General features: G+C 59.3%; 16 protein-coding genes. All 16 read right to left on the bottom strand.

The genetic code is table 11. The annotated features are described in order from the left end of the window. Positions 1-50: 50 nt before the first annotated feature. Positions 51-1,313 (bottom strand): methionine adenosyltransferase, encoded by a 1,263-nt coding sequence (gene metK, locus GSF67_RS00190; RefSeq protein WP_006310207.1) that lies wholly within the window; start codon positions 1,311-1,313, stop codon positions 51-53. A gap of 186 nt (positions 1,314-1,499) precedes the next feature. Next, positions 1,500-1,919: a helix-turn-helix domain-containing protein gene (locus GSF67_RS00185; RefSeq protein ID WP_010970843.1), complete on the bottom strand. Its 420-nt coding sequence runs from the start codon at positions 1,917-1,919 to the stop codon at positions 1,500-1,502. Positions 1,920-2,052: 133 nt separating this feature from the next. Further along, the gene (gene lnt / locus GSF67_RS00180) at positions 2,053-3,642 is read right to left on the bottom strand and encodes an apolipoprotein N-acyltransferase (protein ID WP_006310205.1); all 1,590 of its coding nucleotides are present in this window, start codon (positions 3,640-3,642) and stop codon (positions 2,053-2,055) included. A gap of 205 nt (positions 3,643-3,847) precedes the next feature. After that, the gene (locus GSF67_RS00175) at positions 3,848-4,990 is read right to left on the bottom strand and encodes a hemolysin family protein (protein WP_035214547.1); all 1,143 of its coding nucleotides are present in this window, start codon (positions 4,988-4,990) and stop codon (positions 3,848-3,850) included. A gap of 15 nt (positions 4,991-5,005) precedes the next feature. Further along, positions 5,006-5,512 carry an rRNA maturation RNase YbeY gene (gene ybeY / locus GSF67_RS00170; protein WP_006310203.1) on the bottom strand — a complete coding sequence of 169 codons (507 nt, stop codon included), beginning with the start codon at positions 5,510-5,512 and terminating at the stop codon, positions 5,006-5,008. Positions 5,513-5,522: 10 nt separating this feature from the next. After that, positions 5,523-6,578 carry a PhoH family protein gene (locus GSF67_RS00165; protein ID WP_006310202.1) on the bottom strand — a complete coding sequence of 352 codons (1,056 nt, stop codon included), beginning with the start codon at positions 6,576-6,578 and terminating at the stop codon, positions 5,523-5,525. 40 nt (positions 6,579-6,618) lie between these two features. Continuing rightward, the gene (miaB, locus tag GSF67_RS00160; protein WP_006310201.1) at positions 6,619-8,022 is read right to left on the bottom strand and encodes a tRNA (N6-isopentenyl adenosine(37)-C2)-methylthiotransferase MiaB; all 1,404 of its coding nucleotides are present in this window, start codon (positions 8,020-8,022) and stop codon (positions 6,619-6,621) included. A 150-nt stretch (positions 8,023-8,172) separates the two neighbouring features. Further along, positions 8,173-8,967, bottom strand: coding sequence for a 1-acyl-sn-glycerol-3-phosphate acyltransferase (locus GSF67_RS00155; RefSeq protein ID WP_006310200.1), 795 nt, complete (start codon positions 8,965-8,967; stop codon positions 8,173-8,175). A gap of 30 nt (positions 8,968-8,997) precedes the next feature. Next, on the bottom strand, positions 8,998-9,426 hold the full coding sequence (locus GSF67_RS00150; protein ID WP_006310199.1) for a Fur family transcriptional regulator: 429 nt from the start codon (positions 9,424-9,426) through the stop codon (positions 8,998-9,000). 69 nt (positions 9,427-9,495) lie between these two features. Further along, positions 9,496-9,990 (bottom strand): GNAT family N-acetyltransferase, encoded by a 495-nt coding sequence (locus GSF67_RS00145; protein WP_006310198.1) that lies wholly within the window; start codon positions 9,988-9,990, stop codon positions 9,496-9,498. A gap of 43 nt (positions 9,991-10,033) precedes the next feature. After that, positions 10,034-10,702 carry a tRNA (adenosine(37)-N6)-threonylcarbamoyltransferase complex dimerization subunit type 1 TsaB gene (gene tsaB, locus GSF67_RS00140; protein ID WP_006310197.1) on the bottom strand — a complete coding sequence of 223 codons (669 nt, stop codon included), beginning with the start codon at positions 10,700-10,702 and terminating at the stop codon, positions 10,034-10,036. A 16-nt stretch (positions 10,703-10,718) separates the two neighbouring features. Continuing rightward, positions 10,719-11,282 (bottom strand): NifU family protein, encoded by a 564-nt coding sequence (locus tag GSF67_RS00135; protein ID WP_006310196.1) that lies wholly within the window; start codon positions 11,280-11,282, stop codon positions 10,719-10,721. A 142-nt stretch (positions 11,283-11,424) separates the two neighbouring features. Next, positions 11,425-11,916 (bottom strand): universal stress protein, encoded by a 492-nt coding sequence (locus GSF67_RS00130; protein WP_006310195.1) that lies wholly within the window; start codon positions 11,914-11,916, stop codon positions 11,425-11,427. 114 nt (positions 11,917-12,030) lie between these two features. Then, positions 12,031-13,095: a tryptophan--tRNA ligase gene (gene trpS, locus GSF67_RS00125; protein WP_006310194.1), complete on the bottom strand. Its 1,065-nt coding sequence runs from the start codon at positions 13,093-13,095 to the stop codon at positions 12,031-12,033. 103 nt (positions 13,096-13,198) lie between these two features. Beyond that, positions 13,199-13,603, bottom strand: a complete 405-nt coding sequence (locus tag GSF67_RS00120; RefSeq protein ID WP_006310193.1) for a VOC family protein — start codon at positions 13,601-13,603, stop codon at positions 13,199-13,201. Next, positions 13,603-15,192, bottom strand: coding sequence for a murein biosynthesis integral membrane protein MurJ (gene murJ / locus GSF67_RS00115; RefSeq protein ID WP_006310192.1), 1,590 nt, complete (start codon positions 15,190-15,192; stop codon positions 13,603-13,605). The genes GSF67_RS00120 and murJ overlap by 1 nt, the downstream gene beginning before the upstream one ends. Positions 15,193-15,198: the final 6 nt, after the last annotated feature.

Below are 15,198 nucleotides of genomic sequence, written 5' to 3'. Positions count from 1 at the left end.
CCCCGTATTTTCCGGACGTAAAACCGCTACGCAGTTTTACTGGAACTGCTTCAAGCGCTCAAAGCTTCCTTGAGCGGCTTCACCAGATCGAGCTTCTCCCATGAGAAGGAGCCGTCACGACCAGCCTTGCGGCCGAAGTGACCGTAAGAAGAGGTCTTGGCGTAGATCGGCTTGTTGAGATCGAGATGACGGCGAATGCCCGACGGCGAGAGGTCCATGACCTTGCGGATCGCGGCTTCGACCTGATCTTCGCTGACCTTGCCGGTACCATGCAGATCCACATAGATCGACAGCGGCTGGGCGACGCCGATCGCATAGGCGATCTGGATCGTGCAGCGCTCGGCAAGGCCGGCAGCCACGACGTTCTTGGCGAGATAGCGGGCGGCATAAGCGGCGGAACGGTCGACCTTGGTCGTGTCCTTGCCGGAGAATGCGCCACCACCATGGGGGGCAGCACCGCCATAGGTGTCGACGATGATCTTGCGCCCGGTCAGGCCGGCATCGCCATCGGGACCGCCGATGACGAACTTACCCGTCGGGTTGATATACCACTGGCAATCGTCTGCGATCTTCAACTCGCCCAGAGCCTCGCGAATATAGGGCTCGACGACCTCACGGACCTTCTTCGAGTCCCAGCTGGCATCGAGGTGCTGCGTGGACAGGACGATGGAGACGGCTTCCGAAGCCTTGCCGTCGACGTAACGAACCGTCACCTGGCTCTTGGCATCGGGGCCGAGCTTTGCCGCTTCGCCTTCGCCGCTCTTACGGGCGGTGGCGAGCAGCTGCAGGATGCGGTGGGAATAATAGATCGGCGCCGGCATCAGGTCCGGCGTTTCCTTGCAGGCGTAACCGAACATGATGCCCTGGTCGCCAGCGCCCTCGTCACCCTGCTTGTCGGAGGCATTATCCACGCCCTGCGCGATATCGGCCGACTGCGGATGCAGCAGAACGTCGATCTTGGCGGTCTTCCAGTGGAAACCATCCTGTTCGTAGCCGATGTCGCGGATCGCCTTGCGGGCGGCGGACTTGAACTTGGAAGGGTTGATGACCGGGTGGCCGGCGGCGTCCTTGACGACCTTGCCGTCCTTGTCCTTCTTCAGAAGCGTGTCGGGAACCCGAACCTCACCGGCGATAACAACGCGGTTGGTCGTCGCAAGCGTTTCGCATGCGATGCGCACGGTCCAGGGGTCAACGCCCGTCTTGGCCGCCTCACGGTAAATAAGATCCACGATTTCATCGGAAATACGATCACAAACCTTGTCCGGATGACCCTCGGCCACGGACTCGCTGGTGAACAGGTAATTGGCACGCATGCGGGATTCCCCTCAAAGAATGGTCTTGGAGTTTGTTAGTCATTTCGGCCGCGAAAAACAAGGACACAACCACATAAATATATCTTTATGTGAGAATTCCTTTCTAATCGGACACAAAAAAACGGTCCTTACGGACCGTTGAGTGCCCGGCATCCCGTGCCGGAAATTTTGCGCTGCGCAGGCTGCTTACTCGGCGTCGCCTTCGGCGGCGAGCGCCTTGACGAGATCGACCAGGCGGCGGCGAACCTTCGGGTCGGCGATCTTCACGAAAGCCCGGTTCAGCTGCAAACCTTCAGCCGAGGACAGAAAGTCGACCACATAATTGGAACTTGAGGCTTCGGCCATGCCAGACGTGCCGCCGACCTGGTCACCAGGCGCATCCTCGAAGAAAAAGGAAACGGGCACATTGAGGATCCCTGAAATATTCTGGAGGCGACTGGCGCCAACGCGGTTCGTGCCTTTTTCATATTTCTGGATTTGCTGAAAGGTAATTCCGAGACTTTCCCCCAGCTTCTCCTGGCTCATTCCGAGCATGGTTCTACGAAGGCGAATTCGGCTTCCGACATGAATGTCGATGGGGTTAGGCTTTTTCTTATTCTCGGTCATCATGCGGTCCTGACACTCGGAAAGGGTTGATATCTCGTTTCACTACTATTCGAAGAAATGAGTCGGCAATTCGACAGCGTCTAAACTTGTTTTACGACTGACGTATTCACTATGCAATTACAGGGGTTCCCGGTCAATTCTGGCGCCGAGCAAAACTCAAGGCGGGAAATACCGCAACGATCATCAAGATTGAAAAAATCAACCAGAAATACGTCCGATGTGTGTCGTAAGTAAATGCGTCATTAGACCCACCACTCAAAGTGGCGTCAACAATTCCCACCCGACCATAGTCCAGCCCGGCAATAATGCGGCCATAGGGGTCTGTGACGGCGGAAATTCCGGTATTGGCGCCGCGAATCACCGGCACGCCCGTCTCAACGGCGCGTACCCGTGCCTGCAGAAAATGCTGGTAGGGACCGGGTGTATCACCAAACCAGCCGTCATTCGTCACATTTAGGATCGCCGCCGCCCCCTGAAGGCCCGGCGTCATCTCACCCGGGAAAATGATCTCGTAACAGATCAGGGGATAGAAAGTCTTGCCTGAAGGGAGCGTGAGCGGCGTGCGCGACGAGGCGGCGGAAAAGCCACCCGGCAGGGCAATGACATTGTCGATGCCGAATTCCCGCAGGATGCCTTCAAAGGGAACATATTCGCCAAAGGGCGTCAGATGCACCTTGTCGGTCGCGCCAATGATCTCGCCCTGGCTGTCGATCGCATAGACCGAATTGTAATAACGCGGCGGCCGGCCGGCTCCCTGATCTTCCATCCTGACGGCGCCGGTCAACAGCACCTGGCCATCCTCGAGCGTACTGGCGATTTCCGCGAGCGCATCCGGATTTTGCGTTAGGATGAACGGCACGGAGGTTTCCGGCCAGACGATGATGTCAGGGCGTTTTTTCCCTTCGCCCGGCGGCAGGGCCGACAACCGCAGGTGCTCTGCGAAAATCTCGGCACGGTCAGTATTCAGCATCTTGCGGGATTGATCGATGGCCGGCTGCACGATGCGGACGGTCAGAGCGTCTGCTGGCGTCTCTACCGGTGTCTGCAGGCGGTAAAAGCCGTAACCGAAGTGGGCGGCAAGCAGCAGGCCCGCCAGCGTCAGTCCCGGTGCCATGCCTTTTTTTGTACCGATCAGGGCCGGTGAAGAGAAGATGAAAACCGCCAGCATCGTGATGCTGAAAAGGCCGAGCAGATGGGCCGACTGCATCATGATCGGGACGGGCATGATGCCATAGCCGATGGCGTTCCACGGAAATCCGGTCGCGAGGAAACTGCGCAACCATTCCGAAACGCCGAAGGCGGCGGCAAGCGCCGCAATGCGACCAAGGCCATCCGACCAGAGGAGATTGGCGGCCGCGACGGCAAAGCCATAAAACAGTGCCAGCAATGCCGGCAGACCGAGGATGGCGAGCGGCAAGGCCCAGGCGAATTCATCCGCTTCCAGCAGGAGAGCATTGCCCAGCCACCACAGGCCGGCCACGAAATAACCAAACCCGAAACACCAGCCGATGCCGAAAGCCGGCAGGATGCGGCTGAAGAGACCACCGCCCGGCTTGCCTGTGCAGCCGTCCACGAGCCAGACAAGCAGGGTGAAAGAGAAAAAAAGCGCTGCGAAAAAGCCGAATGGAGGCAGGGCGAGCGCCCCAATCGCACCCGCAGCAATCGCCATCACTGCGCGGCTCATGCCGCCGGCCAGCATTACCCTGCCTGCAAGACGCTCCATGCCATCTCCGTTTATGCGCGTCTGGAAAAGCCCGCTCCCGGCAAGGCCGCGCCACGGAATTTCCCCTCAAACCCGGCGTAAAGGAAAAAAGATTCGCAGTCCACAGGTGGGATCGCGGCGGCGGTCTCCTGCGGCCTTTTGGTCGTTCCAACCTGCCGAATCTCTGTCTTGAGATAAAGGTGACGGGGGCTCCCCGTCACCTTTTCTAGTCGGCGTTCTGCTGGTGCGTGATCAGGCGAACATCGGGCGCTGGCAGTGCGATAACCCCGTCGGCTTCGCCGGGAGCCTGGTCGTCCTGCCCTTCCGAGCCATGATCACGGACGATACGGACGCCCTTGATACGCCGGCTATCCGCATCGAGAATCTGAAACTCGAAACCGGGCACGGCCCTGACCACCTCGCCCTTGGCTGGAATGCGTCCGAGCGCGAAAAAGATAAGGCCGCCGAGCGTATCGATTTCTTCCAGATGTTCGCGCACGTCGAATTCGGGCCCGATCACCTCGGCAAGTTCGGTGAGTTCCGCACGGGCATCCGCGACAAGCACATCGGCGGAGAGACGCGAAAACATCGCCTCGTCCTTGTCGTGCTCGTCATCGATATCGCCCACGACCATCTCGACGATATCCTCGTGGCTGACGAGACCGTCCGTGCCGCCATATTCGTCGATGACCAGGGCCAGCTGCGTTCTCTGTGCCTGCATCGTCTTCAAGAGGTCGGAGGCAAGCATCGAGGGTGGTGCGAAGAGAATTTTGCGCACGAGGCCGGCATCGGCGACCGTCTGCTCGAGATCGACCCGCGCCAGATCGAAATTCGGACGTGGTGAGCGCGCTGTTGCCTTCACCTCGCCATAAGCGACGCTGCGCGAACCCGCGCGGCGTTTGTTACGGGCCTGCTTGGCGACATAGGCCAGCAGATCGCGGATATGGATCATGCCCTTGGGATTATCCAGCGTCTCATCGTAAACAGGCATGCGGGAGCGCCCGGTTTCTTCGAACAAGATCAGCGCTTCGCCGATCGTCATGTTCTGGTCGAGACCGTCGATATCGACCCGTGGGATCATGATATCTTCGACCCGAACTTCCCGGAAACGCAGGATATTGTTGAGCATCGCCCGCTCTTCAGGCGAAAAGGCGGCACCGATTTCGGTGTCAGCCATCAGCGCGTCGGTCAGATCCTCACGCAGGCGCTCGCCCTGTGACGGTTTCAGCAACCGCCCTATGCGCGACCAGATCGTCGATCTCGGCTTTGCATTAGAGTCGTTCCGTAAGTGACTACTGCCCTCCTCCGAAGAGGACTGCTCGCCGTTTTCTCTGCCCTCATTGGCAGGTCGTGCAGAATGTTCGTTCATGGCTCCAGACAATATTTAAAGCGGTTCCTGACCCGCGTAGGGATCAGATAGGCCAAGCACCGCCAAAATGCGAGTCTCAAGCGACTCCATTTCTTCCGCTTCTTCCTCGTCCATGTGGTCATAACCAAACAAATGCAGGAACCCATGAACGAGAAGATGGGTCAGATGATCCTCGAAACTCTTCTCAAGTTCAAGAGCCTCGCGTTCAACCGTCTCGCGGGCGATGACGATATCGCCCAGCATTGGGCCGGGCATTCCGCCCGGCTCCAGCGGAAAAGCGGGGAAAGACAAGACATTGGTCGCCCTGTCCTTGTCGCGCCATTCGGCGTTGATTTCCCGGATATTTTCGTCATCGGTGAAGACCAGCGACAGTTCGACCGGCATTTTCGGGAAGGGTTGCTCCTCTTCCCGTTTCAGAAAATCGACCACCGCATTCAGCACCTTGGTGGCAAAGGCAGCCAAGTTCTCTTCCGAGGACCAGCCTTCGGCCTCAACGCTGATTTGAATATCCAGAGCTGCCATTGTCTTTACGTCAGTTGCCCTTCGGAAGGCTCTCATCCGGCACCGCCGTGTGGGATTCGTAAGCCCGCACGATGCGTGCCACCATCGGATGGCGCACGACGTCGACATCCTTGAAGCGCACGACGGACACGCCTTCCACCTCGGGGAGGATTTGCAAGGCCTCGACAAGACCGGACTTCACACCACGCGGAAGGTCCACCTGGCTCGGGTCACCGGTCACGATCATGCGGCCGTTCTCACCAAGACGGGTGAGGAACATCTTCATCTGCATGGTCGTGGTATTCTGGGCTTCGTCCAGAATGACGGCGGCGTTGGCAAGGGTACGACCACGCATGAAGGCCAGCGGCGCGATTTCGATGACGCCCGCCTGAATGGCGCGCTCCACCTTGTCGCCCGGCATCATGTCATAAAGCGCGTCATAGAGCGGACGCAGATACGGATCGACCTTTTCCTTCATGTCGCCGGGCAGGAAGCCAAGACGCTCGCCCGCTTCGACGGCGGGGCGTGAGAGGATGATACGGTCGACCGCGCCACGTTCCAGAAGCTGTGCGGCATGGGCCACGGCCAGATAGGTCTTGCCGGTGCCGGCGGGGCCGACGCCGAAAACCAGTTCGGACTGCTCCAGCGCCCGCATATAGACATCCTGCGTCGGCGTGCGGGCAGCGATGGTCTTCTTGCGAGTGGAAATCTGCGCCATGGAAATCTTGGCCTTGCGCTCCATCGTCGGCAAGGTCAGTTGGTCGTCAGCGGCCATTGCCATTCGGATAGCACCTTCCACGTCGGAGGCCTCGGCGGTTCCGCCCTTGAGCAGACGTTCATAGAGGAAATCCAGCGCACGGCGGGCCTGATTGGTTGACACGACATCACCAGTGATGGCGACGGAGTTGCCGCGCGGGCGGGCGTCGATATTGAGGCGCTGCTCCAACAGCTTCAGGTTCTGATCGAACTGACCGAATAGCTCTCCCGCTATCCTGTTATTCTCGAACGTGAGGACGAAGTGATTGGCGTCGGTCGCGGCTTGGCGTGGCTGGCGCGATGGATTTGATACCAATTCGTGTGCGTTCAAGCGGTCAGACTCCTGTCCCAATCAGTGTCGGCTCCTCACTCTAACTCCCTGCCACCTCGGCAAACAAGCTGTTTGGACCCGTTGCGGTGATTCGTACATTAACAATGTCACCGATTTTCAACGTCTTTGCATCAAGATTCACGGATTGCAGCCACGGAGAGCGACCTATCAACTGCTCAGGCATGCGGCCGGGCTTTTCCAGCAACACATCCATGGTCTTTCCGACCAGCGATTCCGCAAATTCCTTCTGCTGCCGCAGCAACAGGGCCTGCAATCGTTCCAGCCGCTCGGCCTTCACGTCTTCCGCCACCTGGTCCGTCAGGTCCGCCCCCGGCGTGCCGGGACGAGTGGAATATTTGAACGAAAAGGCCTGTGCGTATTTCACCGTCTCGACCATCGCCATCGTATCTTCGAAATCACGATCAGTCTCACCGGGGAAGCCGACAATAAAATCCCCCGACATGGCAATATCAGGGCGGGCGGAGCGGATTTTCTCGATCAGCTGGATATATTCCTCACCCGTATGGCGACGGTTCATCGCCTTCAGGATGCGATCCGAGCCGGACTGCACCGGTAGGTGCAGATAGGGCATCAGGATGCGCAGGTCGCGATGGGCGCCGATCAGGCGGTCATCCATGTCGCGCGGGTGGCTGGTGGTGTAGCGCAACCGTGCAAGGCCCGGAATTTCGGCCAGCCTGTAGAGCAGTTCGGCCAGACCCCATTTTTCGCCTTTCGGTCCTTCTCCCTGCCAGGCATTGACGTTCTGGCCCAGCAGCGTGATTTCGCGCACGCCGGCATCCACCAGTTTCATCGCTTCATCGACGATCTGGCGAACGGGACGGGAAACCTCCGAGCCACGCGTATAGGGCACGACACAGAAGGTGCAGAACTTGTCGCAACCTTCCTGCACCGTCAAAAACGCCGTGACGCCACGCGAGCGCAACGTCGCCTTTTCGGCGACCGGTAGATGCTCGAACTTGTCCTCGACCGCATATTCGGTCTCGATGACGCGCTCACCGCGGCGCACCCGCTTCAGGGCGTCAGGCAGGCGGTGATAGGTCTGCGGGCCGATGACGACATCCACGGCGGGCGCACGGCGCAGGATTTCCTCGCCTTCGGCCTGCGCCACGCAGCCGGCAACGCCGATCATGAATTCACGGCCCTGCTCTTCGCGCGATTTTTTCATGTCGCGCAGACGGCCGAGCGCGGAATAAACCTTCTCAGCCGCCTTTTCGCGGATGTGACAGGTGTTGAGGAGAACCAGATCCGCCTCGCCCATGTCTTCCGTCTGAACGTAACCGTCCTTCGCCAGCGCATCGCTCATGCGCACGGAATCGTAAACGTTCATCTGACAGCCGTAAGTCTTGATAAAGACTTTTCGACTGTTAGAGCCCTCGCGGGCGATCATTTGTGGGGCGTCGAGGCCAAGTGTTTCCTGGGTCATGGCGGCTATCTAGTGTTTTTCACAGTCAGATTAAACAGAAAAATGCCGGAAAAGCGAGGATGCAAGAGCAACGGAGTAATTCCGTTGCTCTTGATTTTAGCTTACGCATCGAATTTCCCGAAAACCGCGCGCAACTTTCGGTCCGATGCTCTATTTCCGCCAGCCGCCGCGCAGGCTAAAGGCCAGCATCGAGCGGATGGCAGCGGCAATATCGGTCGCAAGACGCTTGCGATTGTCCGCACTGTGAAATGGAACGCTGTCGCCGAACGTCACGTCGACATCAATCGCGCCCGCCTTGATGACACCGAGCAGATGCGGCACCAGCGTGATGCTGCCCGGCCAGGCGGCAATGATCCGGTGGTAACGGCCCATGGCCATGCCCTGCACCCGCGTATAGGCGATGGCGACGGGCTGCACATAAACCAGCTTGCCCGGAACCTGCTCGGCGGCAGTGGAGGCGGCACCGAACAGAGAGGATTTGACGGCCAGCATGCGGTTGCCATCCGAAGTCGTGCCTTCGGGGAAAAGGACGACGATCTCGCCGTCGGCCATGCGGCTGGCGATCTCACCCACCTGCTGGCCCGTGCTGCGCTTCTGCTCTCGCTGGACAAAGATGCTTTTCTGAAGGCGGGCGAGCCAGCCGAAGACCGGCCAGTCACGCACCTCGGTCTTGGCGATGAACACCACGTCGGCAATGCTGCCGAGAACGAGGATATCCTTCCACGAAGCGTGATTGACCGCCAGCATCAGCGGTTTTGCCCGCTCCACCTCTCCATGAACATGGACGCGGATGCCGAGAACGTGACAGGCAATGCGATGCCAGATGCGCGGAATGCGCCGGCGCAGCCGCCAGTCGAAAGCGAGACCCAGAAGTTGCAACGGCAGCAATATGAGCGTCACGATCAGAAGAACGATCGCGATATAGGCTGTCCGAAGCCACATCATGATGGGAACGCCCGCTTGTTCACCGGCGTCTCAGCGTTCTTCGGGTTTCAACGGCACGCCATAAAGTTCCAGTCGATGATCGACGAGCTTGAAGCCGTGCTCGCGGGCGATCTTTTCCTGAAGCGCCTCGATCTCGGGCGAATGGAATTCGATGACCACGCTGTTCTTCAGATCGATCAGGTGATCGTGGTGTTCTTCAGGCACGGTCTCATAACGCGAGCGGCCATCGCGAAAATCGTGACGTTCGATGATGCCGGCGTCCTCGAACAGCTTCACCGTTCTGTAGACCGTTGAAATAGAGATGCGCGGATCCACGGCGGAGGAACGGCGATAGAGTTCCTCGACATCGGGATGATCGGCTGATTCCTGAAGGACGCGGGCAATCACACGGCGCTGGTCCGTCATCCGCATGCCGCGTTCGGCACAAAGCTCCTCCAGCGTTTTCGAAAGGTCTATCACGTCTTCTGGCCTTTTGAGTATTCCGGTTGAATTTCGCAGCTTTCGCCAAAAAATGCCTGTCGCAGGGAACTAGCGAAGATCGCGGCGCATGACAAGCGCCGTCGACTTTGATCCATTCTTGGCCGTGTAATAGGCCTTGCGTTCCGCAACCGTCTTGAAGCCGAGTTTTTTATAAAGCCCCAGCGCAGAGGCATTGTTATTATCCACCTCGAGGAACATGGTTTCGGCACCGCGCATCATTGCCTCGCGAATGGCCGACTGCATCAGACGCCAGCCGAGACCGGCGCGCGAGAATTTGTCGGACACCGCGACAGTGAGGATTTCCGCCTCACCAGCCACTTCCCGCGCCAGAACGAAACCGCCGAGCGGCTTGCTGAAAAAGGCGTTGGTCTGGCGGGCGACGGCTCCGAAAACCGACCCTTGCGTGAGCAGGCCCGAAAACTCCCCGTCATTCCACGGACGTGGGAAGCGCAAGGCATGCAAGTCCGCCACCGCGGCGCAATCCTCATGCTGCATCGGCACGATCTCGAAATAGGGTTTCCAGCTCAGGTAATCGTCAAACATCGCAAATATCAGGAATCAGAAACAAGCACTCATGCATGCCGTATCAGGCAACGTCCTGACGTGCCAGCGCAAAACCGGTCTGTGGCCGGGCATCCGGCCCCCGGAGATAAAGCGGCGCGGGTTTTGGTTGGCCTGCCGGCTTGCGCGCTCCGGCGCGCGCGACGAAGGCAATCGGGAAATGGTCCGGCCCGGAGCCGGTTTCCTCTCCCGCAAACAGCGGCGCGGCGGAGCCGATGACGGCACCGTCAAAACCGGAAAGGGCATCTTTGGCGTCATCCAGAGACAGAAGCGCCGCCTCGTTGAGTGGTGATCCATCCGTGCCGAATATCTGGAGATAGGTTTCGCCGCGTTTCGCATCGAGCCCGACGGCCACAGGCCGGCCTGGATTTTCGGCCAGATGACGCAGGCCAAGCGTCTCGAGCGTCGTAACGCCGACGGCCTCGACGCCGAGCGACAGGGCAAAACCGCGCGCCGCGGCAACGCCGACCCGAATGCCCGTGAAGGACCCCGGACCGATGGTCACCGCAATGCGCTCGACCTTCTGGAGCGGCAATTGTGCCTGCTGCAGGGCACCGTCGATCACCGCCATCAGCCTTTCGGCATGGCCCTTGCCGATCGTCTCGCAGACCTCGCCGAGCACAGCGTCAGAGGCGTTGTCATAGATACAGGCGGAACAATCCACCCCTGACGTGTCGAGTGCGAGAACAATCATGGTCTGGCTGACAGCATCAAACCGCTTCGACTTCGCGCACTTCGGGCACGAAATGGCGAAGCAGATTCTGAACGCCGTGCTTAAGGGTGGCAGTTGAAGACGGGCAACCCGAGCAGGCACCCTTCATGTTCAGGAACACGGTGCCATCGCGGAAGCCGCGGAAGGTGATGTCGCCGCCATCCTGCGCCACGGCCGGGCGAACGCGGGTATCAAGCAATTCCTTAATGGTGGCGACGATGGTTTCGTCACCCTCTTCAAAGAACTCGCCTTCCTCGTCCGAGACTTCGGCGGCAATGGCCGTGCCCATGATCGGCCGGCCAGACATGAAGTGCTCCATGATCGAGCCGAGGATGGCAGGCTTCAGATGCTGCCATTCGGCATCATCCTTGGTGACGGTGATGAAATCAAAACCGAAATAGACACCGGTAACGCCCGGAATCGTGAAGAGACGCTCCGCCAGGGGCGAAGCCTGCGCCTGCGACGCATTGAGGAACTCCACTGTCCCGCTTTCCAACACCACCTTGCCCGGCAGGAATTTCAGCGTGGCGGGGTTGGGCGTGGCTTCCGTCTGAATGAACATCGTCGTCTCCTTCGAGGTCGCGGTTCACGCCCCGTAATTTAGAATTCTTCCAAAAATACGCCCGGCGAAGCCACACTTCAAGCCCTGACATGATAATTACATTCAAGAAATCGTCAGTCTTTAAAACCCGTCCGAAACCGGATCAGCAGAGCGCGTCGATTTCCTCATCCGTCAGTGTATCCGGCAAGACGGTGACCGGGATCGGGAAGGCCGCGCCGCGTCCGGCGATGGAGGAAACCAGCGGTCCCGGCCCTTCTTTCGTCGATCCGGCAGCCAGCACGAGAATGGCGATATCGCGGTCTTCCTCGATCAACCCGTGAATCTGCTCGGTGGCGCTGCCTTCCCGAATGACGGATTCCGGCTCGATACCGATCGTTTCGCGCACCTTCTGGGCGACCTTGGCGAGCGTCGCTTCCGCTTCCTCACGCGCCTCGGCCCGCATGATCTGCTCGACACCCAGCCATTGCTGGAAATCACCTTCCGGGATCATGTAGAGCAGCACCAGTCCGCCATTGGAGTTCTTGGCGCGACGACCGGCATAATGCACGGCCCTTTCGCATTCCGGTGTGTCATCGATTACGGCGAGAAACTTGCGGCGATGCCCTTCCAGACGCGACAGCCGTGTTGAAACCATTCTGCACTCCCAAAATCCGCCGTGATCCGAAAAACCGCCCGACGGTTCGGGCGGAGATTATATCAAATCACGGCAGGCGCAAACCGCCCGCCGCATTCGCGTGGCAACGGCCTGTCAGCGCAGGAAACCGATGATATCACGCACCTCGTCCATCGTCTTTTCAGCGATAGTGCGTGCCCGCTCGCCGCCTTGGCTGAGGATGGCGTCAATATGGGTCGGATCATCGAGAAGACGGCGCATCTCGTTGTTGACTGGCGCAAGGACATTGACGGCAAGCTCAACGAGGGCCGGCTTGAAGGTGGAGAACTGCTGACCGCCGAATTCGGCAAGAACATCCGCCTTGGTCTTGTCGGAGAGGGCAGCATAGATGCCGACGAGGTTTTCGGCCTCCGGGCGTCCCTTCAGACCTTCCACTTCGCTCGGCAGCGCGTCCGGATCGGTCTTCGCCTTCTTGATCTTCTTAGAGATCGCGTCGACATCGTCCATCAGATTGATGCGCGACAGATCGGAAGGGTCGGACTTCGACATCTTCTTGGTGCCGTCCTTCAGCGACATGACGCGCGGCGCCGGGCCACCGATCAACGGCTCCACCATCGGGAAATAAGCATGCACCGGCTCATCGCCAACCGTGATATCAACGCCCAGACCGGCGTTACGAATATGGCCGCCGAAATCGATGTTGAATTTCTGGGCGATATCGCGGGCGAGTTCGAGGTGCTGTTTCTGGTCATCGCCGACGGGAACATACGTGGCGCGATAGACGAGAATGTCGGCAGCCATCAGGCTCGGATAGGCGAGCAGGCCGAGCGAGACCTGTTCGGCATTCTTGCCGGACTTGTCCTTGAACTGGGTCATGCGTTCCATCCAGCCGATGCGCGCCACACAGTTGAACACCCATGCCAGTTCCGCATGCTGCGGCACGGCTGACTGGTTGAAGACGATATGCTTCACGGGATCGATGCCGGCTGCGATGAAGGCGGCCGCAATCGAGCGGGTCTGCGCCTTCAGGTCCGAGTGAACGAGCTGGGCGGTGATGGCATGCATATCGACGACGCAATAGATGCAGTCGTTATCTTCCTGCAGCGCCACGAATTTGCGGATCGCGCCGAGATAATTGCCGAGATGCAGATTGCCGGTCGGCTGGACGCCCGAGAAAACCAGCGGCTTGAATGCGTTCATTGTCGTCCTCGAAAAGGCTTGTGGAGGGCCCCGCCCCGTGTTTGCAATTGCACGCGCGCTTATGCACCCACAGCCCCTCGCAATCAAGCGGTTTCAAGGGCCGTCAACCGCGCGGCTGAAGAAGGTCCCAGCGATTTCCGTAAGGGTCGGCAAAGACCGCGACCGAACCATAAACCTCATGGTGCGGCTCTTCCAGAAAGCGAACGCCGCGCGCAATCATGGTTTCATAGTCGCGGGCAAAATCGTCGGTATACAGGAATAATCCGACACGGCCGCCGGTCTGGTTGCCGATGGCAAGCCGTTGCTCTTCGCCATCCGCCTCGGCGAGCAGGAGGGCGCCACCCTCGGCGCCTTGCGGCTTGACCACAAGCCACCTTTTGCCGTCGTCAAGCGGCTGATCGGAGAGGCACTCGAAGCCGAGAACATCGCAATAAAACGCCTTTGCCCGATCATAGTCATCGACGACAAGCGTGACCAGCGCGATGCGGCGGTTTTCAGAAAAGGACATCAGCCCACCTCCGTCTCGGCGGTCTTTTTACCGCGCTTGCGCACGGCTCTCTTGACCATGCCGATATCGGCACCGCCAGAAACGAAAGCCAGCACGAAATAAACCAGCATCGCCGTAAAGACGAGGCCCATGATGGTCCCTGCCCGGACGAAGATGGACGAGGCCGACGACAGCTCGAAACTCAGCCAGGTCAGCGCATAATGCACAAAACCGGCCATCAGGGCCGCAGCCAGGAGCAGACGCGGAATGCGGGTCAGCAGCGGAATATCCACATGCCAGTGACCGCGCCACAAAAGCATGCCGAACAGCAAGGCGGCGTTGACCCAGCCGGCAGTGATCTCGGCAATGGCAATGCCCGGGCCGCCGAGACGCGGAAACAGCGTCAGTGCCAGGGAGACATTCACAACCACGGAAACCGCCGCGAAGATCATCGGTGTGCGCGTGTCCTCGCGGGCGAAAAAGCCCGGAATGAAGGCCTTGATCAGCACGAAAGCCGGCAAACCCAGACCATAGATACCGAGGATCTGCGCGACGGTGATGGTAGCCGAAGGTGAGAAGTTGCCGCGTTCATAAAGAAAACGAACGATGGGCTCGGCCATGACAAGAAGAGCCGCCGCCGCAGGCAAGGTCAGGAATAATACGAATTCGACCGAGCGGTTCTGCAGACTTCCCGCCTCCACCATGTGCCCGCCGCGCAAAGCGCGTGCAAGTTCCGGCAAAAGCACGGTGGCCACGGCAATGCCGACAACGCCCAGCGGCAGCTGGTAAATCCGGTCGGCATAAGCAAGCGAGGAGATCACGCCCTCGCCGGCTGACGCAATATTGGTGTTGATCAGAAGGTTGATCTGGGTGATGCCGCCGGTGATTGCCGCCGGCAGGGCAAGAACCAGCAGCCGCTGCACATTTTTCGTTAGCCGCGGCCTGCGGAGACCGATCCGCATGCCGGCGTTGCGCACGGCGATCCAGACGATGGCGAGCTGCACCAGACCCGCTGCCATCACCCCCCACGAGAGCGCATAACCCACCTGCAGGGGATCGTAATTCTTCCACCATGCCAAGGCGAGCACGCCGATGAGGATGATGTTGAGGAAGACAGGTGCGATTGCCGCCGCAAAATAACGGTGCAGCGAATTCAGCATGCCGCCCATCATCGCCGCGAGCGACATGCAGGCGAGATAGGGAAACATGATGGTGGCGAGGCGGACAGTGTTGTCGAACTTCACCGGGTCTTCGAGGAAGCCCGGCGCGATTACCGTGCGCACGATGAACGGCATCGACAATTCCATCAAAATTGTCAGGGCCAGAAGCACGGTGAAGAGAACGCCGAAAACCTCTTCGGAAAAGCGCCTTGCACCCTCCATGCCGTTCGCCTCGATTTCCTTGGCGAAAAGCGGCACGAAAGCCGAGTTAAAGGCGCCTTCGGCAAAAAGCCGCCGGAAGGTGTTGGGAAATCGGAACGCGGCATTGAAGGCGTCAGCCACCGGACCAGTACCGACGGCAGCGGCCATCAGCGTTTCGCGCAGAAAGCCAAAAATGCGGCTGCCGAGCGTGGCGGTGCCAACGGTGGCGAACTTGCCGATCAGACTCATGGGGAT

Source organism: Agrobacterium sp. CGMCC 11546 (assembly GCF_013365515.1).
GTDB lineage: Bacteria > Pseudomonadota > Alphaproteobacteria > Rhizobiales > Rhizobiaceae > Agrobacterium > Agrobacterium fabrum.
The sequence above is the reverse complement of the archived record's forward strand: the minus strand, read 5'-3'. Positions and strand labels throughout refer to the sequence as shown.

Excerpts from the sequence above, each read along its gene's own strand:
- trpS (WP_006310194.1), bottom strand. The coding sequence starts at position 13,095 with ATGAACGCATTCAAGCCGCTGGTTTTCTCGGGCGTCCAGCCGACCGGC.
- GSF67_RS00130 (WP_006310195.1), bottom strand. The coding sequence starts at position 11,916 with ATGGTTTCAACACGGCTGTCGCGTCTGGAAGGGCATCGCCGCAAGTTT.
- lnt (WP_006310205.1), bottom strand. The coding sequence starts at position 3,642 with ATGGAGCGTCTTGCAGGCAGGGTAATGCTGGCCGGCGGCATGAGCCGC.
- metK (WP_006310207.1), bottom strand. The coding sequence starts at position 1,313 with ATGCGTGCCAATTACCTGTTCACCAGCGAGTCCGTGGCCGAGGGTCAT.
- ybeY (WP_006310203.1), bottom strand. The coding sequence starts at position 5,512 with ATGGCAGCTCTGGATATTCAAATCAGCGTTGAGGCCGAAGGCTGGTCC.
- GSF67_RS00185 (WP_010970843.1), bottom strand. The coding sequence starts at position 1,919 with ATGACCGAGAATAAGAAAAAGCCTAACCCCATCGACATTCATGTCGGA.
- tsaB (WP_006310197.1), bottom strand. The coding sequence starts at position 10,702 with ATGATTGTTCTCGCACTCGACACGTCAGGGGTGGATTGTTCCGCCTGT.
- murJ (WP_006310192.1), bottom strand. The coding sequence starts at position 15,192 with ATGAGTCTGATCGGCAAGTTCGCCACCGTTGGCACCGCCACGCTCGGC.
- GSF67_RS00145 (WP_006310198.1), bottom strand. The coding sequence starts at position 9,990 with ATGTTTGACGATTACCTGAGCTGGAAACCCTATTTCGAGATCGTGCCG.
- GSF67_RS00135 (WP_006310196.1), bottom strand. The coding sequence starts at position 11,282 with ATGTTCATTCAGACGGAAGCCACGCCCAACCCCGCCACGCTGAAATTC.
- GSF67_RS00175 (WP_035214547.1), bottom strand. The coding sequence starts at position 4,990 with ATGAACGAACATTCTGCACGACCTGCCAATGAGGGCAGAGAAAACGGC.
- GSF67_RS00120 (WP_006310193.1), bottom strand. The coding sequence starts at position 13,603 with ATGTCCTTTTCTGAAAACCGCCGCATCGCGCTGGTCACGCTTGTCGTC.
- GSF67_RS00155 (WP_006310200.1), bottom strand. The coding sequence starts at position 8,967 with ATGATGTGGCTTCGGACAGCCTATATCGCGATCGTTCTTCTGATCGTG.
- miaB (WP_006310201.1), bottom strand. The coding sequence starts at position 8,022 with ATGACCCAGGAAACACTTGGCCTCGACGCCCCACAAATGATCGCCCGC.